The following is a 20,067-nucleotide window of genomic DNA, read 5'->3' as shown; positions in this document are numbered from 1 at the left end:
CCTAGGTGCGGGAGACGGCTGTTTGCCGGATCACGGGCGGCCCGGAGGCAGGTTCGGTCCCCATGCCGGGCCTTCTGGGTAGGCTGGGGCCATGATCACAGTCACCGGTACGGTCCGCTCAGCCCTGGATGCCAGTAGCGCCTTCGCATACCTCGCCGCTTTCGAACACACGCCGGAATGGGACCCCGGGACGCCGGTGGTCAGGAAGCTCTCCGACGGCCCGGTGGCTGTGGGCCACCGCTATCACGCCGAAGCGGAGTTTCGCGGCAAGCGGCAGACGCTGATCTACGAGGTCGTGGAGCTCGCCGGGACTGTCATCAAACTGCGTGGCGAAAACAAGTCAGTCATCTCCGTGGACACCATCGACGTCACGCCTTCAGGCTCCGGATCCGAAGTCCGGTACACCGCAGAATTCCGGCTCAAAGGTTGGCTCAAGCTTGCCGAACCGTTCGTCAAGCCGGCCTTCCAGTCGCTTGCGGCTCCGGCCATGGACGGCATGAAGAAGACCCTGGACGCCCGGGCAGCAAGGTAGTCCCCGCCCTGCCGTCAGTCGGTCCAGTCGAAGAACCCCTTGCCGGTCTTGCGGCCCAGTTCGCCGCGGGCCACCTTGTCGCGGAGGATCTGCGGCGGGGCGAAGCGCTCCCCCAGGGTGGACTGCAGGTATTCCGCGATGCCGAGGCGCACGTCGAGGCCGACGATGTCTGTGGTCCGCAAGGGTCCGGTGGGGTGCTTGTAGCCCAGGACCATGGCGTTGTCGATGTCCTCGGCGGACGCCACGCCCTCTTCCACCATGCGCATCGCTTCGAGGGCGATCGCGACGCCAAGCCTCGAGGAGGCGAAGCCGGGGGCGTCGTTGACGACGACGGCCGTCTTGCCGAGAGCTTCTACCCAGCCGCGGGCGGCCTGGGCCAGGGCATGGGAGGTCTGTTCGCCGAGGACCACTTCGATCAGGGTCGACGCCGGAACCGGGTTGAAGAAGTGCAGCCCCAGGAAGTTCTGCGGCCGCTTCAGCTCGCGGGCCAGCCCGTTGACGGACAGTGATGACGTGTTGGAGGCGAGGTAGGCGTCGTCGTCGAGCCGTTCCTCGATGCCGCGCAGGGCGGTGACCTTCAGGTCCCAGTCTTCCGGCACCGCCTCAACCACCAGGTGCCGGCCGGCGAAGTCGTCGTAGTCGACGGTGACCGCGAGCCGGGAGACCATCTCGTCCAGATTGCCGTCTACGGCGCCACGTTCGATGCTCTTGGCCGCGGCGGACTCGACCCGCTCGCGGGCGGCCTCGGCCGAAGCCTCGTCGCGCTCCACGACCAGGACATCGGCGCCCTTGATCAGGAAGGCGTGGGCGATGCCGGCGCCCATGCGGCCGCCTCCGAGGACTCCCACGAAGTGGGGAAGATCACTGTTGGGAAGGTTGGCGGGGAGTACGGAGTTGCCCATGGCTAGTTCTTCTTCTCGGATTCGTTGGCTGCCGTCTTTGCGGCAGATTTCTTGTCGGATTTTTTGTCCAGGAAAGCCTGCATGCGGTCGAATTTTGCCTGCGATTCGAAGAGGATCCCCTGCGCCAGCTGGTCGATGAGGGGGTGCGCCTCGGCCGGGGCATGGAACACGGACTTGGTGATCCGCACGGCGAGCGGATCCTGCGTGGCGATCCGGTCGGCGAGCTTGTGCGCCGCTGCCATGAGCTCGGACGGTTCATGGATTTCGGTGATGAGGTTGACGGCCAGGGCGCGTTCTGCGCGCAGCACGGCGCCGGCGAGCAGCATCTCCTTGGCCACGGGCTCCCCGACAAGTTCTTTGAGGCGCCAACTGGCACCTGCCGCGGCCAGGATGCCGAGGCCGGTTTCCGGGTTGCCGATCCGGACCGACGGGGTGCCGATCCGGAAGTCGGCGGCGTAGGCCAACTCGGCGCCGCCGCCGAGGCAGAAGCCGTCCAGGGCCGCGATGACGGGCATCGGCAGCTTGGCGATGCGGACGAAGATGGAGGAGTTGATGCCCTGCAGGGCGTCGTCCCGGCGGCGTTCGCGCAGCTGTGCGATGTCGGCGCCGGACGCGAAGACTCCGTCGGCGCCGGCGATGATGAGGATCTTGGGGCGCTGCTCGAGGTAGGCGCACACGGCGTGGAGTTCGTCGACCATCTGCTGGTCTATCGCGTTGCGGACCTCGGGGCGGTTGAGGACCACAACGACGCGGTCCTCACGCTGGTCGACCAGGAGCGTGCTGAAGCCGGCCGGGTCGAGCGTTTCGGCCGCCACTACACGCGCTCCAGCAGCATGGCCGTGCCCTGGCCGACGCCGATGCACATGGTGGCGAGGCCGATCCTGGCGTCTTCGCGTTCCATCCGGCCCAGCAGCGTGATGGCGATCCGCGACCCGGACGAACCCAGCGGGTGGCCGAGGGAGATCGCGCCGCCGTCGCGGTTGACGATTTCCGGGTCCAGGCCGAGCCGACGCATGCTGGCCAGGGACTGGGTCGCGAACGCTTCGTTGAGTTCGACGGCGCCGAGGTCACCGACGCTGAGTCCGCTGCGCTTGAGGACCTTCTGAGTGGCCGGGACGGGGCCGATGCCCATGATTTCGGGCTCACAGCCGGCCGAGGCGCCGTCGATGATGCGGGCGCGCGGCGTGAGGCCAAGCTTCTGGATGGCGGCTTCAGAGGCCACGATGATGGCGGAGGCGCCGTCGTTGAGGGTGGAGGAGTTGCCGGCCGTGACAATCGAGCCGCCCTTGACGACGGGACGGAGCCCGGCGAGGACGTCCATGGTGGTGCCTGCCCGGGGGCCCTCGTCGGTATCTACGATCGTCTCGCCCTTGCGGGACGTGACGGTCACGGGGACAATCTCGTCGGCGAAGCGGCCTGCGGCGATCGCCGCGAGGGCGCGTTCGTGGGAGCGGACGGCGAAGGCGTCGGCGTCCTCGCGGGAGATGCCGTCAACCCGTCCCACTTCCTCGGCCGTCTCCGGCATGGAGTAGGTCATCTTCCCGTCCCGGGCGAGCTCGCCCTTGGCGAACCGCGGGTTGACGAAACGCCACCCGATGGAGGTATCGAAGATTTCGCCGGGTTTGGCGAAGGCCGTCCGGGGCTTTTCCTGGACCCACGGGGCCCGGCTCATGGATTCGACGCCGCCTGCGATCACGATGTCGGCGGCGCCGGATTTGATCATCTGGCTGGCCATGATGATGGCGCTGAGGCCGGAGGCGCACAGCCGGTTCACGGTGATGCCGGGGATGTGCAGGGGAAGCCCGGCCAGGAGCGTGGCCATCCGGGCCACGTTGCGGTTCTCTTCGCCGGCGCCGTTGGCGTTGCCGAGGATCACCTCGTCAATGCTGTCCGGGTCGACGCCGGCGCGGACCACGGCTTCGCGGACCACCAGTGCGGCCAGGTCATCGGGGCGGACCGCGGAGAGGGCGCCGCCGTAGCGGCCGACCGGGGTGCGGGCACCGCCTACAAGAAAAGCCTCGACCATGAGAACATCCTTCACCAAGAAAGCGGGGCCGGCAGCAGACTAATTTACCGACCGTTCGTTCTATAAAGATTACACGGCAGGGCAAGCGGGTCAACCGGATGCCGCCGGATTACGCGACGACGACACCCAGATGCGTTGCGAGCAGCGGGGCCAGCAGGGTGAGCTGGTAGTCGTCGATCACGAGGCCGGCCAGGCTGCCCAGGCCGCTGATCGTGCGGAAGTCGGTGCCGCGGAGATCGAAGTCCTTGAGCCGGGCCCCGGTGAAATCGAGGGTGCCGATCGTGCAGTTCTTCAAGGCGACCCGGGTGGCGGTGCAGGAGCCCAGATCCAACTCGTTGATGATGCAGTCGCTGATCTGCACGTCGGTGAGCTTGGATCCGCGCAGGTTCACGTAGTCGAGTTTGCCGCCGTCAATCCGCACCGACTGCCAGCCGCTTTCGTAGAGCTCCGCCGATCCCCAGCGGGGATTGCCGATCTCCACGTCGCGCAGGCTGGCCCGGGCGGCCGTCAGCACCGGGGCGTAGAGCTCGGTGAGGATGCAGTCGCGGAAGGTGGCGCCGCGCAACTGGGTCTCATTGAACGACACCCCTGCGAACTCGCACTCGGCAAAGACCGCGCCGCCAAGGTCCAGGCCGTCGGCCGACACGCGGCTGTAGCGGACGCCGTCGTACCGTGCACCGCTCCGGAAGTCCGGGGCAGGGTCATCCCGCAGTTCCGGTGGCCGAACCGGCGCGAGGCGAGGGGCGGTGACTTTGGGGGCCTTGGCCGCCGCAGCGTGGCGGACCATCAGAGCGACTCGGCTTTGGCCGCGATTTCCGCCAGGTCCTTCGCGAGAGCTTTGCGGGTGATGCGCATGCCGAGCGGACCGAACACGGTGAGCATGATCTTGCTGAAACGGGTGGGGCTGGCGAGCTCGGCACCGAATGTCAGCGTGAGGTCAGTGCCGCCGTCGCGCTCCGCCAGGGAGAAGCGCGAGGTGTAGTCCGCGCCGCCCTGGAGAGCCTTTACGGTGGTGCCGCCGCCCCGGCCGTTCGACGGCGCCTCGCACTGGGAGACCCACATCTCCACCGTTTCCGAGCGCCCCATCATGGTGCGGGTTTCCTTCCAGCGGGTCCCCACAGCATAGGGTCCATCGGTGAGCATCTGGATCGCGTCAACGCCGGACAGGGTTGCGGCAGATGCGGGAATGTCCGACACCACCGCCCAGACCGAGTCCGCCGGAGCCTTGATGTGCTGCGTGAGAGTGGTCTTATGGTCCATGACTCCGAGCCTAGCCCGGGGAGCGCCCGCCAGGAAAAGCCCCCAGGGTTCGCGCCGCTCTGCCGTGGCCCGGCGGCGACATCCACCGATCAGCTCGCGGCACCCTTTTGGACGGGGCCCCTTGAAGTAGTAAGCATGCTTTGTGTTATGGTGTTCGGACAGTGAATTTCTACCGGAAACGAAAGGTGGCCTGCACCATGGGTATCGGAGACAAGATTCAGAACGAAGCGGAGCACCTTGGCGGCAAGGCCAAGGAAGCCGCAGGAAACGCGACTGACAACGACCAGCTGCGGGCCGAGGGGCAGCGCGACCAGGTTGTAGCCGACGCGAAGAAGGTCGGCGAAAACGTCAAGGACGCCTTCAAAAAGGACTAGTCCTTTTCAAGAATTGCGGCGCCGGACTTTCCTTTGGGGGATGTCCGGCGCCGCTTTTTTGTGCCCTCCGGGCGAACATCCTGCAACAATGGCCCAAACAGCCACAGAGGGGACAGCATGGCACGCACCGAGGCAGACCACGGCAAGCCCGCAAGCCGGGATCTCAGCAACGTCGACCTGAGTCAGGCCAGCGCCGCGGCCGGCGGTTCGCGGGTGCTGCGAGCTTACCTGGCGACACCGGAGGGCGAGGGGCCTTTCCCGGCGGTCCTGATGATCCACGAAGTGTTCGGCCTCAATGACATCACGGTCCGCCACGCTGACAGGTTGGCGGCGGCGGGATACCTGACGCTGGCCGTTGATCTGTTCAGCGACGGCGGCGCCCGCCGCTGCCTCGTGGCCACCATGCGGGCGCTGGCGGCGGGCGAGGGACGGGCCTTCACCGACCTGGCGATAGCCCGGGACTGGCTTCTGGAATCCGGCCGGACCACCGGCAAAATCGGCGTGATCGGGTTCTGCATGGGCGGCGGATTCGCCCTGCTCCTGGCCAATGACCGCTTCGACGCCGCGGCCGTCAACTACGGCCGGCTCCCTAAGAACCCCGAGAAGGCCCTGGCCGGCGCCTGCCCGGTGGTGGGCAACTTTGGCGGCAAGGACCGCAGCATTCCCGGCGGGGCGGCGAAGCTTGAGTCCGTGCTGGACCGGCTGGGGGTGGAGAACGATGTCAAGGAGTTCCCCTCGGCCGGGCACGCGTTCCTCAACGACGCGGAGGCCGGACCGAGGGCGCTGCGGCCGCTCTTCCGGGTCATGGGCGTCGGTCCCGATCCGCAGTCGGCTCCGGAAGCCTGGCAGCGGATCGAGGACCACTTCGCTGAGCATCTGAAGACGTGAGCATTTGAAGGCGTGAGCGCCCGCGTGTTCCGCATCGGCTGCTCCGTAACTGCCCTCATGGCGTTCCAGAAGGGCGGTTACGGAGCAATCGATGGGCAGATCTGCGGCGGTTCCTAGCTGTAGAGCTCGCTCTTGGGCGCGTTGTGCTTGACCTTCTGCCAGCCCATCCACAGCATGAGGGCGAAGAACGGAACGGTGGCGAGGGTCCACAGGCCGAGGTGGAAGACCTCGCCGGTCTTGCTGGTCATGGTATCGAAGCCGATCAGCACGGTGATCGCCAGGAGCGCGAGCAGTCCGGCCCAGCTGGTCCACGGCGAGCCCGGCATCGGGAGGCTGGAGACGCGGCCCTTCTGGTGGCGCAGCGCGATCTGACTGGCGAAGATGGCGCCCCACGTGAAGATCACGCCGATCGAGGCGGTGTTCAGTGCGAGGTCGAAGGCGTGCGAGCCGCCCAGCCAGATGTTCAGCAGGATGCCCACCAGGTAGAAGGCGGCGATGGCGAGGATGGCCGCGTACGGCACGTGCCGCTTGGACATCTTGGTGAGCCACTGCGGGGCATGTCCGTTGTTGGCCATGGTGCGGAAGACTCGGCCGATCGAGTACAGGCCCGAGTTGCAGGAGGACAGAGCGGCGGTGATGACGATCATGTTCATGACGTCGCCCACCCAGCCAAGGCCCATCTGGCCGAAGACGGTGACGAACGGGGACACGCCGGCCTTGTACTGGTCCGAGGGCAGCAGCATGGCAAGCAGCAGTACGGAACCGACGTAGAAGACCACAATGCGCAGTACGACGGCGCGGATCGCCTTGGGCACTTCGCGCTTGGCGTTTTCCATCTCGCCGGCGGTGATGCCGACGAGTTCGATGCCGTTGTACGCGAAGATCACGGCGTTCAGCACCAGGACCATGACGAGGGCGCCCTTGGGGAACATCCCGCCGTCGTCGGCAAAGAGGTTGGCGACCGAGGCGTGGCCCGCGCCCACCTTGGCGTTGGTGACCACCATGAAGGTGCCCACAGCCAGGAAGATCAGGATGGCGCCGACTTTGAGGCAGGACGCCCAGAATTCAAACTCGCCGAACGCCTTGACGCTGAACAGGTTCACGGCCACCAGCAGCGCGAGCGCCGCAATCGCGGAGGCTTCCACCGGCACGTTGGGGAAGAAGAACTGGAAGTACAGGCCGATCGCGATCAGTTCCGCGATCCCGGTCATGCCCCAGTTGATGAAGTACATCCAGCCGGAGATGAAGGCGCCCTTCTTGCCGAACATTTCGCCGGCGTAGCTGACGAAGGAGCCCGAGGTCTGCCGGTACATGATGAGCTCGCCGAGGGCCCGCATCAGCAGGTAGGCGATCACGCCGGCAATGGCGTAGGAGAAGATCAGCGCCGGGCCGGTGGAGGCCAGGCGTCCGCCGGCTCCCATGAACAGGCCGACGCCGATTGCGCCGCCCATCGAGATCATCGTCACGTGGCGGCCGCTCAGGGTCTTCTTGTAGCCCTCGGCGCTGAGAGTCGAGTCGACGACGGCGGGTTGCGCCGGCGCGCTCTGAAGTTCGGTGGAAGTACTTTGTGGCACAACAGTTCCTTGCAGGTCGGATTAGGGCCGGGACGGGACCGGGATTCGGTTACACAACATGCGGGTTTGCCCCGGCGGGGCGGCAGCGTGTACCGAACCTCACAAAGTCAAAGCTTCGCGCGGCTCATCCATCGTACTAGAATTCCCGGCCGCACCGTGACGCGGGCAACACCAGACGGGCACTATGCCTAATTAATGATGCTCGATCTTCTCAATGGCCGAATAATATTCTATTTGGAGTCCTTAAATCCCGGCGCATCATTGCCTTGCGTCACGGCGCCGTCCCGCATGGCGTACCGGCGCCAGTTCCCGGCCTCAACGCCGTGCCCGGTGCGGTTCCCGCTGCTGTTTGCACGGGCGCACTTGCTGAACCACTCCCCCAGCGCGCGGTCATGGCTGACTATGACCAGCGTCCCTGCGAAGTCGGAGAGGGCCGCTTCAAGCTGTTCCACGAGGACGGGCGCCAGATGGTTGGTGGGCTCATCCACGAGCATCGTCCCGAACCCGCCGAGCAGGAGCCGGGCCAGCGCCAGCCTGCGTTGTTGCCCTGCGGAAAGGCTGCCCACCGGTACGTGGAATTCGCTGGTCCGGAAGAGTCCCAGGCGCAGCAGTGCCTCGGCGTGCTCATCGATGTTGCCGCCCAGGCCCGCGGCAAAAGCAGGCAGGAGACGCAAGGCCGGACGCCGCGGGAGCTCCAACTCCTGCTGCAGGTACCCGATCCGGCCATGCCTCACCACGGTGCCCTTGGCCGGTTCCAGCGTGCCCGCGAGGACGGAGAGCAGTGTGGACTTGCCTGCACCGTTGGGGCCCGTGATGAGGATTTTCTGGCCCGCCTCCACCCGGAAGTCCGTGGGTTCCAGGCGGCCGGGCACGGCCACCCCGCTTGCTTCAAGAGCGGGACCCGCCGCAACGTCCGCCTGCAGATCCGTTGCCAGCTTCAAGGGCACCGGGGGACGGTCGATGGGGTTGGCCTCCAGCCGGCGGAGACGTTCCTGGGCATTGCGGACCTTGCTGGTGACCGCCTTTTGCCACGTGCCGGCCTTGAAGTCGAACCCCATTTTGTCGCCGTCGCGTTGGCGGGCATAGCCCATCCTTCCCGCGACCGTGTCCGCCTGGAGCCGTTCGGCAGCCATCGCGTCCAGCCACCCCTGGTATTGCTGCGCCCAGCGCTGGCGTTCGGCAGCCTTCTCCCGCAAGTAACCTTCATATCCGTTGCCATAGCGGTTGACCGTCCGGCGTTCGGCATCAACCTCAATCACGGTTGAGGCCACTTTGCGCAAGAGCACGCGGTCGTGGGAGACCACCACCACGGTTCCGCGGTGCGCCGCCAGCCGCGCCTCCAGCCAGGCCGTGCCGCTGGCGTCAAGGTGGTTGGTGGGTTCGTCCAGGAGGAGGATGTCCGCGGGATCGGCCAGTACGCAGGCGAGTGCCACGCGTTCCTGTTCCCCGCCGGAGAGCGAGCCCAGCGTCCGCATCCGATCCAGTCCGCCCAGGCCCAGCCTGTCCAGCGCCGCCTCCACCCGGGATTCCGCGGCGTAGCCTTCCCTGAGCTGGTACCTCGTCTGCAGGTTTCCGTAGCGCTCCAGTTCGTCCGCTTCCGCGCCGGCAAGCCCGTCCTCCAGCCGGTCCAGCTCGGCCTCCAGTGCGCGCAGCGATGCCAGTGCGGCGTCGATCGCGTCGCTGACGGTGAACTGATCGGGCAGGCCATGAGCCTGGGCAAGGTAGCCGACACGGCCTTGGCTGACGGCGGTGCCCTCGTCCGGGGCCTCAAGGCCGGCCAGAACCCGGAGCAGCGTTGATTTGCCCGCGCCGTTTTCGCCGACGACCGCCACATGTTCACCGGCTGTGATGGCCAGTTCGACGCCGGCAAAGAGCTGGCGGTCCCCATAACCATGGGATACGCCCGAAAGGCGGAGATGTTCGCTCAAGGAGTCCTCGCAAGTATGTGCCCAGCCTGCCGGCGGCAGCTTGCGTCCTCAAGTATCGCACCGTCAACTCTTGCTGAGGTACCGCGGCGACTGCCGCATGGTGTACTTGACCGCGTCAGTGCGCCCCGGCGCTAGGCTGGGGGCATGGGCACAGCTCTCCGCACACCGCCGGCGCCGCAGCCGGAGCTTTACCGGTTCTCACGGCTCGATTTCATCACTGCCGGACTCTATGTGGCCGTGGCCGCATTCTTCGCCGTGGCGGGCGAACTGCTGGCGCCGCTGCTGCTGAGGCTGTCCCCCAATCCGGCCGTGGCGTCCTATACGGTGAACCTGATCTTCTACGCAACCATCGGCATCCTGGCGCTGGCCGCCGCCCGACGCGTTGCCGCGCGGGACCTCCGCGTCCTGGCCACGAGGCCCTGGTTCACCGCGCTCATGGTGCCGCTGACCGTGGTGGCGATGCTCATCCTCACCGCCGTGTTCGTGGCCGTCAGCGGGCCGGTGCAGACCTCCGCCAACCAGGCCGGTCTTCAAGCGCTCATGCAGCAGGTCCCGGTGTGGCTCATGGTGCCCCTGCTGGTGATCGTGGGCCCGTTCGTCGAGGAGTACATCTTCCGCCACCTGCTGATCGGCAAGCTGAGCCGCCGGGTCAACCTCTGGCTGTGCTGCGGCCTGTCCGTGGTCCTGTTCGCGGCCCTGCACATCGTGGGCCAGGAGCAGATGACCCTGCAGGTGCTGATGCCGTACCTCGCCATGGGCGCCGTCCTGGTGTTCGTGTACGTCTGGACCGGCAAGAACGTGATGTTCTCCTACTTCGTCCACGCCTCCAAGAATCTTCTGGCGGTGGTCTTCGTCTACGCGATTCCGCCGGAGGTCCTCGAACAGCTGCAGCGGATCCAGGGCTAGGCGAAACAACGCGGGGAGACCGGGCACTTACCGTGCGGCCCGGGCACCTTCCGTCGCGGCCCCCGGCGTCGTAGGTTCTTCCCATGACACTGAACATTCAGATCGTGGTGGACTGCATCGACCCGCACGGGCTCGCCGACTGGTGGGCCGAAACCCTGGACTGGGCCGTGGAGCCGCAGGATGAGGGCTTCATCCGCTCCATGATCGGGCAGGGTTTCGCGACGGAGGCGGAAACCCGGACTCATCACGGCAAGCTCGTCTGGGATGCCGGCGCCGCCATCGTCCCGCCCGAAGAACTCGACGCCAAGCCGCCCCTCCGCCGCATCCTGTTCCAGGCGGTCCCCGAGGACAAGACCGTCAAGAACAGGATTCACTGGGATGTGAGGCTGGCCGGCGCGGACAAGGATGAGGCGCGCGCCGCCCTGGAAGCGCGCGGCGCCACGTTCCTCTGGACGGGCCGCCAGGGACCGCACGAATGGCACACCATGGCGGACCCGGAAGGCAACGAGTTCTGCATCAGCTGAGCCGATTACTAGACTCGGACTGTGAGCAACGAAATCCCCGCCAAGGTATCCGACGTCTTTGACCCCCAGCGGTGGCGCACCGTGTCCGGTTTCGACGACTTCCAGGACATGACCTACCACCGGCAGGTGGAGCGCTCCGCCGACGGAGAGGCGGTCCGGGACCTGCCCACCGTGCGCATCGCCTTCAACCGCCCAGAGGTCCGCAACGCCTTCAGGCCCGGCACCGTGGACGAGCTCTACCGCGCCATGGACCACGCCCGGATGACCCCGGACGTGGCGACCGTGCTGCTCACCGGGAACGGCCCCTCCTCCAAAGACGGCGGCCACTCGTTCTGTTCGGGCGGCGACCAGCGGATCCGCGGCCGCGACGGGTACCGCTACGCCGATGGGGAGACGAAGGAGTCCATCGACCCCGCCCGCGCGGGCCGGCTCCACATCTTGGAGGTCCAGCGGCTCATGCGCACCATGCCCAAGGTGGTGATCGCCGTCGTCAACGGCTGGGCAGCCGGCGGCGGGCATTCCCTCCACGTGGTCTCGGACCTCACCATCGCCTCCCGCCAGCACGGCAAGTTCAAGCAGACCGACGCCACTGTGGGAAGCTTCGACGCCGGTTACGGCTCGGCCCTCCTGGCCCGTCAGATCGGCCAGAAGGCCGCCCGGGAAATCTTCTTCCTGGCCCGCGAATATTCCGCCGAAGACATGGTCCGGATGGGCGCGGTCAACGAGGCCGTGGACCACGAACGACTCGAGGAAGTCGCGCTGGAGTACGCCGCCGACATCGCCCGGCAGTCCCCGCAGGCCATCCGCATGCTCAAGTTCGCATTCAACCTGGCCGACGACGGCCTGGCCGGCCAGCAGGTCTTCGCCGGCGAAGCGACCCGTCTGGCCTACATGACCGACGAGGCCGTGGAAGGCAAGGAAGCCTTCCTCGAAAAGCGCGACCCCGACTGGTCCAAATTCCCGTACTACTTCTAAGGCGCAGTGTGACTTCCGGAGCTATCAACATCGAACCTGCGCTCAAGGCGCTGGCTGCTGCCCTCCACGGTGAGGGACCCGCCGTCGAACTCTCCGTCGGGCCGGACGGCGCTCCGGTGCTGGCGTTCCCCGCAACGCCCGGCATCGAGGACGCAGCCGTCGTGGTGCGGACGTCCGGGTCCACGGGCACGCCGAAGGCAACCGTCCTCACCGTCGACGCCCTGGCGGCGTCGTCGGTGGCGACCGCCTTTGCGCTGAAGGGCGAAGGCCAGTGGCTGCTGGCCCTCCCCGTGCAGTATGTGGCCGGCCTGCAGGTGCTGGTCCGCTCCCTCTTTGCGGGCACCCGCCCGTGGGTCATGGACATGTCCGGCGGCTTCACCCCGGAGGCCTTCACGGCCGCGGCTTTGGAGCTCACGGACAAGATCCGTTTCACCTCGCTGGTGCCCACCCAGCTGCAGCGGCTGCTGGACTCGCCCTCGGCCGAGACGCTGGCCGTGCTGCGGCGCTTTAACGCCGTCCTGCTCGGCGGCGGCCCCGCGGCCCCGGAGCTGCTCGCGGCGGCCCGTGACGCCGGAGTCAAGGTGGTGACCACCTACGGGTCGGCCGAGACCTGCGGCGGGTGCGTGTACGATGGCTTCCCGCTCGAAGACGTCCTGGTCCGCGTGGCGGAAGACGGCCGCATCCTGCTGGGCGGGGCAACCGTCGCCGCCGGGTATCTGGATGCCCCCGAGCTCTCGGCCGGCGCCTTCATCGAAGAGGACGGCGTCCGCTGGTACCGGACCAACGACCTCGGCGAACTGGACGCCGACGGCCGGCTCACCGTGCTCGGGCGGGCCGACGACGTCGTGATCACCGGCGGCCTGAAGGTTTCGGCCGCGCGCGTCCAGGCCGAGCTGGAAAAGCTCGACGGCGTGCGCGCCGCCTTCGTGGCCGGCGTGCCCTCCGCGGAGTGGGGCCACGCCCTGGCCGCGTACGTCGCGGTGGCCGACAGTTCCCCGGAAGGCCTGGCCGCGTTCGCCGACGGCCCGAACGAAACTTGGCGGACGGCGCTGGGTGCGCTGGCGCCTAAAACGGTCCTGCCCGCCGCGGAACTGCTCATGCTGCCCAACGGCAAGCCGGACCGCCTCGGCATGACGGCCCTGCTCGATGCCCTGCATCAGGGAAAATAGACAAGCGGCTTCCGGCTTCCGGCCGGGTATCGAACCAACCAACGAGCATTCAACGAACCAATGAGGTACTGACCGTGGCCACAGCCGCACAATGGATCCAAGGCGCCCGACTGCGCACCCTGCCCGCCGCGATTGCGCCGGTGCTGATCGGCAGCGCGGCGGCCTACGAGATGGATTCGTTCATCCTGCTGAACGCCGTGCTGGCCGCACTGGTCGCCCTGCTCCTGCAGATCGGTGTCAACTACGCCAACGACTACTCGGACGGCATCCGCGGTACGGATGAAGACCGGGTGGGCCCGCTCCGGCTGGTGGGCTCCGGCGCTGCCAAGCCCGAACACGTCAAACAGGCCGCGTTCGCGGCGTTCGGGCTGGCGATGCTGTTTGGCCTGATCCTGGTGATCATCACGCAGGCCTGGTGGCTCATCCTGGTCGGCATCGGCTGCGTGCTGGCCGCCTGGGGCTACACGGGCGGCAAGAACCCGTACGGCTACCTCGGCCTGGGCGACGTCTTTGTGTTCGTGTTCTTCGGCCTCGTGGCAACGCTGGGCACCACCTACACCCAGGCCGGCCAGCTCAGCCTCGCCGCCATCATCGGGGCGATCGGCACGGGGCTGATCGCGTGCGCCCTGCTGATGGCGAACAACGTCCGCGACATCCCGACCGACAGGAAGGCCGGAAAGAAAACCCTGGCCGTGCGGCTCGGCGACAAGCATGCCCGCGAAAGCTACGTGCTGATGCTCGCCGTCGCGATCCTGCTGGTGATCGTCCTGGCCCCGGCCAGGCCGTGGATGCTGATTGTGCTGCTGCTGATCCCTGCCAGCCTCATGCCGTCCTGGCTCATGATCTCCGGGCGGCGCCGGAAGAGCCTCATCCCGGTCCTGAAGCAGACCGGACTGATCAACCTCGGCTTCGCGGCACTGTTTTCACTGGGACTCGTCCTGAGTCACGGCTTCTAGCACGCTGTTTCCAAGAACGGATTCGAGTCCGTGGCCCGGCGCTGCTTCCGAGTCATGGCCGGCGCTCCGGCCCGGCGGGTTCCGGCCCGGCGCTGTTAGGAGTCTTTGGGGCGGGCGTCCGTGTGGACGGCAATGTCGGGGTTCGCATCCACCATTCGGTCTTCGGCCTCGGCGTCAGCCACCTCACCGGCACTGCGCAGCGGCTTGGCCTTGCCCGAGAACCGGTGGTGGAGCGTCGCGGTGGCCGCGTCGCGCTGCCTCTGGAAGAACAGGAAGCTGATGGCGAAAGACATCATCCCGGCGCACAGCGCGGCCAGGAGCACCCCCAGCTGCAGGTAGAGGAAAAGTGCGAAGAGAGGCGCAAACAGCGCCAACCGAATCAGGGAGTATTTGAGGAAAGCCACACCCCAAGTTTAGCCGCCAGGACGGCAGCCCGGCTTCGGCCGCCGACCTCCCCGCGGCTCCGGCGCCCCTGACGTGTCCCGGCAGCAGTACCGGTGCCCGGACCCGGGGACGGACCGGGGGCGGTGATCGGCGCCGTCGGGCCGCTTGACGGCTAGACTGAAGATATGCTCCGAGTAGTGGTCCCGATCGTCATACTGGTCGTATTCGTCTATGGACTTGTCGACCTCATCCGGACTGACAAGCGGTTGACCAGGGGGATCTCCAAAACGGCTTGGATCTTCGTGCAGATCCTCCTCCCCGTGGTCGGCGCCATCCTGTGGTTCCTGATCGGACGCCCCCGTGCCACGGACACCGCGCCCGTCGCCTACAGCCACCCCGTAGCGCCCGACGACGACCCCGATTTTCTGCGCAACCTTGAAATCCGCCGCCGCAACCAGGCCGAGGCCGACCGGCTCAAGAGGCTCAAGGACCAACTCGATGCCAAGGAGCGCAAGCTTGACGCCGGCAACGGGGATGCGAGCCGCCCGGAGAGCGCCGGCGATGCCCGCGAACCAGGCGACGCCGGCACGCAAGGCACCGACGAGGTCAAGTAGCACTACTCCGGCCCTCATTCCCCCGGTCCAACGACTCCGCGCCATACTAACTGCCGCCATTCGCCCCAGATGGCCGGAATCCCGGCCTCAAAGCGGCCATCTCCGGCAAATGGCCGCCACTCATCCACTCGGCGGCTGCTGCTCACACGGCCCACTTCTCCCCCACACCCGGCCCGCTCTGTGGACAACTCCCGAGCCTCCTCGACGCGGGCGCAGAATGCTCATATGCGCGAGCCCAGTGAGCTACCCCCGCACCTTCGACATCGACCCTTCACCGTGGCCGAGGCCCGCACTGCCGGGCTGAGCCGACGACGGACCCGGGCCCAGGATCTCGCCAGCCCCTGTTACGGAGTGCGCGCCACCGCCGCCGCCCCGAATAGTTTGCTGGCGCGTGTGCACGCCCTGACGGCGGTGACGGGCGCAGTCGTGAGCCATCTGTCTGCGGCCGTGCTGTGGGGCTTCCCGCTGCCGCGCGCCTTGGAGAACCTGACTGTCGTCCATCTGACGAGTCAACCGGGCCGGCGCGCTGTGCGGCGTAAGAATGTGGTGGGCCATCAGCAGTCACTCGAAACGGAGGAGATCGTGTCCGGTGTCAGGGTGAGCTGCACATCCCCGCTGCGAACGTGGTTCGATCTCGCCGGCATACTGAGTCTCGATGAATTGGTGATTGCCGGGGACTTCCTATTGCGGCGGAGAAATCCATTGACCACGATCGACAGGCTGGACGCATACCTCGCCGGGAAGCAAGGCAGGGCGGGCTACCGGCGCGCTATGCGTGCCCGCTCCCTGATACGCGCCGACACGGACTCCCCCAAAGAGACGGAACTCCGGCTACTTCTGATTCGGCACGGCCTGCCCGAACCCGGAGTCAACGTCCCCATGTTCGACGAGACCGGGGGTTGGATCCAGGACCCGGACCTCTCGTACGAGCAAGAAAAGGTAGCGATTCAGTTCGACGGCGGCCATCATGCCGCTCCGGCCCAGCGTCGCAGCGACATCTTCCGGGATGAGAACGCCAGGGATGCCGGGTGGCGCGTCGTCGTATTGACCCAATGGCACTTGGCCCCGTTCGCCCCGGGGATGGAGCCGGCGGCGGTTACCCGAGTGCGTGCCGCGTTGACGGAGCGCGGCTGGACTCCTCCCGCCCCGGTTCCACAGCAGGGGCGACGCCAGCGTGCTCGCCCCACACCGAACTCACTTGACACGAATGGCCGCTGAGCCTGGTGGCGTAGCGGCCATCTGTGGCGAATCGAGGGAGTGCGGGGCCGACGCAGCCTAGTGCCGCCGCGCCATGCCGCGCTGCCCCAGCCGACCCACACCGCACTCACTTGGCACGAATGGCCGCCAAACGCGGTAGCTTGGCGGCCATTCGTGGCGGATCGCGGAGGCGTTGCGGCTCTGGGGTGCGGTCTACAGCCCCGAGTAGGAGTGCAGGCCGTTGAAGAACTGGTTCACGATCGTGAAGTTGAAGACCACGCACAGGTAGCCGACGATCGACAGCCAGGCGGCGCGGGTTCCGGTCCAGCCACGGGTGGCGCGGGCGTGCAGGTAGCCGGCGTAAACCACCCAGATCACGAAGGTCCAGACTTCCTTCGTGTCCCAGCCCCAGAACCGGCCCCAGGCCTTCTCCGCCCAGATGGCGCCGAACATGAGCGTGAACGTCCAGCCGACGAACGCGATCGCGTTGATGCGGTAGGACAGGTTCTCCAGGCTCAGGGCGTTTGGCACGAGGCGCATGAATCCCAGCTTGTCGGCACCTCCCGCGGCGATGGTCTTCTGCCGGTGCGACTGCACGAGCTGCAGCGCGGACATGGCGAAGGTCAGGGTGAACAGGGCAGAGGACATCACCGCGATGGAGACGTGGATGATCAGCCAGTAGCTCTGCAGAGCGGGCACGAGGTGCCCCACGGGCGTCCAGAAGGCGATGGAGGCCGCAACGAGCATGATGATCGCCAGGCCGATCACGAACGTGCCCAGGAAGCGCAGGTCGCGGCGGATCAGGACCAGCAGGAAGACGGCAACGGCCACGAAGGCACCGGTGGTGAGGAATTCGTACATGTTGCCCCACGGCACCCGGCCCGCGCCGAGCGCACGGGTGATCACACCGGCAGCATGGATTGCGGCGCCCAGGACGGTCAGCGCGACAGCCACCCGCGCGGGGACCCGCCGCTCGCCGCCGTAGCGCATGCTGCCGTCGGCGGTGTAGCCGGCCCCTGCCGCGCCGCTACGGCCTGAGGAGGACGACGTCGGACGTTCGGCGCGGCCCACGGGTCCGCTGACATCCGAATCGGCGCGGTCAGCGTCGCCTCCGGCGGCCCCCGCACCGACGCCGACGGGGACGCGCGCGGCCTCGGCCGTCTGGCCGGAGAGTTCCGCCGCCTTGAGGTCCACCGCGCGCAGCATCTTGCTGCTCTTGGCCAGGTCCCAGGCGAAGGCGATGAAGGCCACTGTGTATGTGCCGGCGGCCAGCAGCATGAAGAGCTCGCTGTACTGGCCCATGGTTTCGTTGATCGAGAACAGCATTACTGATCCTTCTTCGACTCAGAGGAGCCGGCTGTTGACTGAATGAAGTCTTCTGCGGGGTGTTCAGGGGAGGCGTCCGTGCCGCCGGCACCGCTCTCGGCGGTATCTGCCCGGTCATTATCCGCCGTCCTGCTGGGAGCGGGCTGGGAACCGGGCGCGGCGTCCTCGCCCAGCAGCCATTCGCTGGACAGGAGTTTGCGGATGGCCGCGGCTTCCCCGGCCAGGCGGTGGTCCTCGCCGCGGGCCAGGAGACCGTATTCCACCATGGTGCGGCCGTCCTCGTGGGTGCCGGTCCGGACCCAGACGCGGCGGCGGTTCACGTAGAGCGAGGTGACCAGCCCGGCGACGGCCAGAAGCGCGAAGATCAGGGCGTAGAGCTGGCCGGGGTTGTGGTGGATGTCCACGCCGACGTAGCGCTTCACGCCGTCGAAGCTGATGGAGCCCTTGCCGTCCGGCAGCGTGTAGGTGCTTCCGGGCGACAGGACGATGCCCTTGGTGGGCAGGTTCCGCGCATTGAGCGGCGTCAGCTTCTTGACGTCGAGTTCGAACACGTTCTGCGGGGCCCCCGCGTTCAGGCCGAGGTCGCCGAAGTACGAGTTCAGGGTCAGCTGCGGGTTGATGAGCTCCGGATCACCGCTGAAGGATACGCCCTTGTCGGTGATGAAGGCCGTCGGCAGGAAGAACCCGGCGAACGCGAGCTGCTCCGGCTTGGCGTCCGGGACTTTGATGACCACGGAAGAGTAGTAGTTCTCGCCCTGGAGTTTGGCGACCACGGGTCCCTGCATGGCGATGTTCCCGGCGGCGTCGCGGACGGTGACCACGGGGGCGTAGCCGTTGCCCGTGAGGTACACGCTGGTGCCGCCGAGGCTCAGGGGGTCGTTGACTTTGAGCAATTCCTTCTTGGCCGGCGCGTCCGGGTTTTCCTTCGTGGTCACTTCGGCTGTGAAATCGATGGGCTGTCCGAACTTGCCCTTGGATTCGCGGTCGAAGGTGATGTCGAACTTATCCAGCTGGACGGAATACGGCTGAAGCTGGCTGCTCTGGAAGTTCGTGCCGGGCGTGAACTGGTCATAGCCGACGAGGGTGTTGACGAAGGTGTCGCCCTCCACCAGGATCCGCTGCCCGCTGTAGCCGAAGAGGCCGCCGGCCGCCACCGAGACCAGCACCCCGATCAGCGCGGTGTGGAAGACGAGGTTGCCGACTTCCTTCAGGAAGCCGCGCTCGGCCCCGAGGGAGGGCCGCTCGCCATCGCGGTCCCGGACATCCACCCGGTATCCGCGCTTTTTCAGCAGCTCCGCGGCGTCGGAGATAGCCGCCGACGCCGGGATCCCGGCGTCGGCCGGAATCACCAGGGTGCCGTATTCGGGGAGGCGGGACAGCCGTGCCGGGGTGCGCGGAGGCTGGGAGCGCATCGCTTTGTAGTGCGCGATGGCACGCGGGATCACACAGCCGATCAGCGAGATGAACAGCAGGAGGTAGATCGCGGAAAACCACGCCGAAGAGTAGACGTCGTAGAGCTGGACCGAGTCCAGGATCTTGCCGTAGTCAGGGTGGTCCTGGATGTACTGCGTGACAATTGACGGGTTGGCGGGCCGCTGCGGAAACAGCGAGCCGGGCACGGCGGCGACGGCCAGCAGCAGGAGCAGGAACAGGGCCGTGCGCATGCTGGTCAGCTGCGTCCACGCCCAGCGGAGCATGCCCAACGGACCCAGCGAGGGCATGACGGCCTCGGACTTGGGGGACTTTTTCTTCTTTACGTTCACGCGCTCGCTCATCAGATCGGCAATTTCACATCGGTTTGGAACCAGTACTGCAACCCGGAGACCCAGGTACCCCACACGCCGCTGGCCATCAGGACGCCGAGCAGGATCAGGATGCCGCCGCCGGTGCGCTGGATGGCGAGCCGGTGCTTGCGGAAGAAGGACATCACGCCAATGCCGCGGCGCACAGCCAGCGCGATCAGCAGGAACGGGATACCCAGCCCAAGGCTATACACGAAGGCCAGGAACGCCCCCTTCGCCGCGGACGAGCCGCCGGAGAGGCTGAGCAGCTGGACGGCGGAATAGGTGGGACCGATGCACGGGGCCCAGCCCAGCCCGAAGGTGATGCCGAGCAAGGGCGCACCCCATAGGCCGGCCGGCGGTTTGGCATGGATCTTGGCATCGCGTTGCAGCCAGCCGAAGCCGCCCATGAACACCACGCCCATGATGATCACCAGGATACCCAGCAACTGGGTGATCCACCTGTTCTGCGAGCCGGTGATGAGGCTGCCCAGCTGCCCGAACGCCCCGCCAAGCAGCACGAAGATCACGGAGAAGCCCAGGACGAAGAGCCCGATCCCGGCCAGCATGCGGCCGCGCCTTTGCTTCTGCAGGTCGACGCCGGTCAGCCCGGTGACGTAGCCGAGGTATCCGGGGACGAGCGGAAGGACGCAGGGAGAGAGGAAGGAGACAAATCCCGCCAAGAGGGCAACGGGAATGGCCAGCAGGAGCGATCCGTTCAGGATGGCTTCGGCGAAGGGGCTGTTCACGG

21 protein-coding genes are annotated in these 20,067 nt (G+C 67.0%); 10 read left to right on the top strand and 11 right to left on the bottom strand.

Annotated features, from left to right (window positions below; genetic code table 11):
- Positions 1-91: 91 nt before the first annotated feature.
- Positions 92-532: an SRPBCC family protein gene (locus tag ACVWZ7_RS15000; RefSeq protein ID WP_456508344.1), complete on the top strand. Its 441-nt coding sequence runs from the start codon at positions 92-94 to the stop codon at positions 530-532.
- Between the two features lie 14 nt (positions 533-546).
- Here the strand turns inward: ACVWZ7_RS15000 and ACVWZ7_RS14995 are convergent, their stop codons facing one another.
- The 5 genes from ACVWZ7_RS14995 to ACVWZ7_RS14975 all read right to left on the bottom strand — a co-directional run bounded on the left by ACVWZ7_RS14995 (position 547) and on the right by ACVWZ7_RS14975 (position 4,720).
- Positions 547-1,434, bottom strand: a complete 888-nt coding sequence (locus ACVWZ7_RS14995) for a 3-hydroxyacyl-CoA dehydrogenase family protein (RefSeq protein ID WP_456508343.1) — start codon at positions 1,432-1,434, stop codon at positions 547-549.
- Positions 1,435-1,436: 2 nt separating this feature from the next.
- Positions 1,437-2,249, bottom strand: coding sequence for an enoyl-CoA hydratase/isomerase family protein (locus ACVWZ7_RS14990; protein ID WP_456508342.1), 813 nt, complete (start codon positions 2,247-2,249; stop codon positions 1,437-1,439).
- Complete coding sequence (locus ACVWZ7_RS14985) at positions 2,249-3,460, bottom strand: thiolase family protein (RefSeq protein ID WP_344366451.1); 1,212 nt, start codon at positions 3,458-3,460, stop codon at positions 2,249-2,251. Before ACVWZ7_RS14985 ends, ACVWZ7_RS14990 begins: the two co-directional genes overlap by 1 nt.
- 109 nt (positions 3,461-3,569) lie before the next feature.
- The gene (locus tag ACVWZ7_RS14980; RefSeq protein ID WP_456508341.1) at positions 3,570-4,247 is read right to left on the bottom strand and encodes a pentapeptide repeat-containing protein; all 678 of its coding nucleotides are present in this window, start codon (positions 4,245-4,247) and stop codon (positions 3,570-3,572) included.
- Positions 4,247-4,720 (bottom strand): SRPBCC family protein, encoded by a 474-nt coding sequence (locus ACVWZ7_RS14975; RefSeq protein WP_116765263.1) that lies wholly within the window; start codon positions 4,718-4,720, stop codon positions 4,247-4,249. Before ACVWZ7_RS14975 ends, ACVWZ7_RS14980 begins: the two co-directional genes overlap by 1 nt.
- 197 nt (positions 4,721-4,917) lie before the next feature.
- On the opposite strand from ACVWZ7_RS14975, the gene ACVWZ7_RS14970 reads away from it, so the two are divergent.
- Both ACVWZ7_RS14970 and ACVWZ7_RS14965 read left to right on the top strand, forming a co-directional pair.
- Positions 4,918-5,094 (top strand): CsbD family protein, encoded by a 177-nt coding sequence (locus ACVWZ7_RS14970; protein WP_116765351.1) that lies wholly within the window; start codon positions 4,918-4,920, stop codon positions 5,092-5,094.
- A 117-nt stretch (positions 5,095-5,211) separates the two neighbouring features.
- On the top strand, positions 5,212-5,982 hold the full coding sequence (locus tag ACVWZ7_RS14965) for a dienelactone hydrolase family protein (RefSeq protein ID WP_456508340.1): 771 nt from the start codon (positions 5,212-5,214) through the stop codon (positions 5,980-5,982).
- Between the two features lie 113 nt (positions 5,983-6,095).
- Here ACVWZ7_RS14965 and ACVWZ7_RS14960 read toward each other — a convergent pair whose 3' ends face one another.
- The gene (locus tag ACVWZ7_RS14960; protein ID WP_091251092.1) at positions 6,096-7,556 is read right to left on the bottom strand and encodes an amino acid permease; all 1,461 of its coding nucleotides are present in this window, start codon (positions 7,554-7,556) and stop codon (positions 6,096-6,098) included.
- Between the two features lie 230 nt (positions 7,557-7,786).
- Positions 7,787-9,484: an ABC-F family ATP-binding cassette domain-containing protein gene (locus ACVWZ7_RS14955; RefSeq protein WP_456508339.1), complete on the bottom strand. Its 1,698-nt coding sequence runs from the start codon at positions 9,482-9,484 to the stop codon at positions 7,787-7,789.
- A gap of 144 nt (positions 9,485-9,628) precedes the next feature.
- Between ACVWZ7_RS14955 and ACVWZ7_RS14950 the strand changes: the two genes are divergently transcribed.
- From ACVWZ7_RS14950 to ACVWZ7_RS14930, 5 genes are all read left to right on the top strand, one after another.
- Positions 9,629-10,390: a CPBP family intramembrane glutamic endopeptidase gene (locus tag ACVWZ7_RS14950; protein ID WP_344366469.1), complete on the top strand. Its 762-nt coding sequence runs from the start codon at positions 9,629-9,631 to the stop codon at positions 10,388-10,390.
- 83 nt (positions 10,391-10,473) lie between these two features.
- Positions 10,474-10,914, top strand: a complete 441-nt coding sequence (locus ACVWZ7_RS14945; RefSeq protein ID WP_456508338.1) for a VOC family protein — start codon at positions 10,474-10,476, stop codon at positions 10,912-10,914.
- A 21-nt stretch (positions 10,915-10,935) separates the two neighbouring features.
- Complete coding sequence (locus ACVWZ7_RS14940; RefSeq protein ID WP_344366476.1) at positions 10,936-11,889, top strand: 1,4-dihydroxy-2-naphthoyl-CoA synthase; 954 nt, start codon at positions 10,936-10,938, stop codon at positions 11,887-11,889.
- 8 nt (positions 11,890-11,897) lie between these two features.
- Entirely contained in the window at positions 11,898-13,058 is a 1,161-nt protein-coding gene (locus tag ACVWZ7_RS14935) for an AMP-binding protein (RefSeq protein ID WP_456508337.1), read from the top strand.
- 74 nt (positions 13,059-13,132) lie between these two features.
- Positions 13,133-14,014: a 1,4-dihydroxy-2-naphthoate polyprenyltransferase gene (locus ACVWZ7_RS14930; protein ID WP_456508336.1), complete on the top strand. Its 882-nt coding sequence runs from the start codon at positions 13,133-13,135 to the stop codon at positions 14,012-14,014.
- 95 nt (positions 14,015-14,109) lie between these two features.
- On the opposite strand, the gene ACVWZ7_RS14925 is transcribed toward ACVWZ7_RS14930, so the two are convergent.
- On the bottom strand, positions 14,110-14,418 hold the full coding sequence (locus tag ACVWZ7_RS14925) for a DUF4229 domain-containing protein (RefSeq protein ID WP_344366485.1): 309 nt from the start codon (positions 14,416-14,418) through the stop codon (positions 14,110-14,112).
- A 165-nt stretch (positions 14,419-14,583) separates the two neighbouring features.
- Here ACVWZ7_RS14925 and ACVWZ7_RS14920 point away from each other — a divergent pair, with 165 nt between their 5' ends.
- Positions 14,584-15,012: a PLD nuclease N-terminal domain-containing protein gene (locus ACVWZ7_RS14920; protein ID WP_091251080.1), complete on the top strand. Its 429-nt coding sequence runs from the start codon at positions 14,584-14,586 to the stop codon at positions 15,010-15,012.
- Between the two features lie 225 nt (positions 15,013-15,237).
- Entirely contained in the window at positions 15,238-16,230 is a 993-nt protein-coding gene (locus tag ACVWZ7_RS14915; RefSeq protein ID WP_456508335.1) for a hypothetical protein, read from the top strand.
- Positions 16,231-16,422: 192 nt separating this feature from the next.
- Here the strand turns inward: ACVWZ7_RS14915 and ccsB are convergent, their stop codons facing one another.
- From ccsB to ACVWZ7_RS14900, 3 genes are read right to left on the bottom strand one after another with little or no spacing between them, the layout of a single operon-like run.
- On the bottom strand, positions 16,423-17,535 hold the full coding sequence (ccsB, locus tag ACVWZ7_RS14910; RefSeq protein WP_344366494.1) for a c-type cytochrome biogenesis protein CcsB: 1,113 nt from the start codon (positions 17,533-17,535) through the stop codon (positions 16,423-16,425).
- Positions 17,535-19,310, bottom strand: a complete 1,776-nt coding sequence (gene resB, locus ACVWZ7_RS14905; RefSeq protein WP_456508334.1) for a cytochrome c biogenesis protein ResB — start codon at positions 19,308-19,310, stop codon at positions 17,535-17,537. Before resB ends, ccsB begins: the two co-directional genes overlap by 1 nt.
- Complete coding sequence (locus ACVWZ7_RS14900; RefSeq protein ID WP_344366500.1) at positions 19,310-20,065, bottom strand: cytochrome c biogenesis CcdA family protein; 756 nt, start codon at positions 20,063-20,065, stop codon at positions 19,310-19,312. Before ACVWZ7_RS14900 ends, resB begins: the two co-directional genes overlap by 1 nt.
- Positions 20,066-20,067 lie beyond the last annotated feature (2 nt).

The organism is Arthrobacter sp. TE12232, assembly GCF_054062615.1.
This window is presented reverse-complemented; position numbering and strand designations above follow the sequence as displayed.

Bases quoted from the DNA above. Each gene is read 5' to 3' on its own strand.
- ACVWZ7_RS14915 (WP_456508335.1), top strand. From the start codon at position 15,238: ATGCGCGAGCCCAGTGAGCTACCCCCGCACCTTCGACATCGACCCTTC.
- ACVWZ7_RS14920 (WP_091251080.1), top strand. From the start codon at position 14,584: ATGCTCCGAGTAGTGGTCCCGATCGTCATACTGGTCGTATTCGTCTAT.
- ACVWZ7_RS15000 (WP_456508344.1), top strand. From the start codon at position 92: ATGATCACAGTCACCGGTACGGTCCGCTCAGCCCTGGATGCCAGTAGC.
- resB (WP_456508334.1), bottom strand. From the start codon at position 19,310: ATGAGCGAGCGCGTGAACGTAAAGAAGAAAAAGTCCCCCAAGTCCGAG.
- ACVWZ7_RS14965 (WP_456508340.1), top strand. From the start codon at position 5,212: ATGGCACGCACCGAGGCAGACCACGGCAAGCCCGCAAGCCGGGATCTC.
- ACVWZ7_RS14975 (WP_116765263.1), bottom strand. From the start codon at position 4,720: ATGGACCATAAGACCACTCTCACGCAGCACATCAAGGCTCCGGCGGAC.
- ACVWZ7_RS14980 (WP_456508341.1), bottom strand. From the start codon at position 4,247: ATGGTCCGCCACGCTGCGGCGGCCAAGGCCCCCAAAGTCACCGCCCCT.
- ACVWZ7_RS14995 (WP_456508343.1), bottom strand. From the start codon at position 1,434: ATGGGCAACTCCGTACTCCCCGCCAACCTTCCCAACAGTGATCTTCCC.
- ACVWZ7_RS14945 (WP_456508338.1), top strand. From the start codon at position 10,474: ATGACACTGAACATTCAGATCGTGGTGGACTGCATCGACCCGCACGGG.
- ACVWZ7_RS14950 (WP_344366469.1), top strand. From the start codon at position 9,629: ATGGGCACAGCTCTCCGCACACCGCCGGCGCCGCAGCCGGAGCTTTAC.
- ACVWZ7_RS14985 (WP_344366451.1), bottom strand. From the start codon at position 3,460: ATGGTCGAGGCTTTTCTTGTAGGCGGTGCCCGCACCCCGGTCGGCCGC.
- ccsB (WP_344366494.1), bottom strand. From the start codon at position 17,535: ATGCTGTTCTCGATCAACGAAACCATGGGCCAGTACAGCGAGCTCTTC.
- ACVWZ7_RS14970 (WP_116765351.1), top strand. From the start codon at position 4,918: ATGGGTATCGGAGACAAGATTCAGAACGAAGCGGAGCACCTTGGCGGC.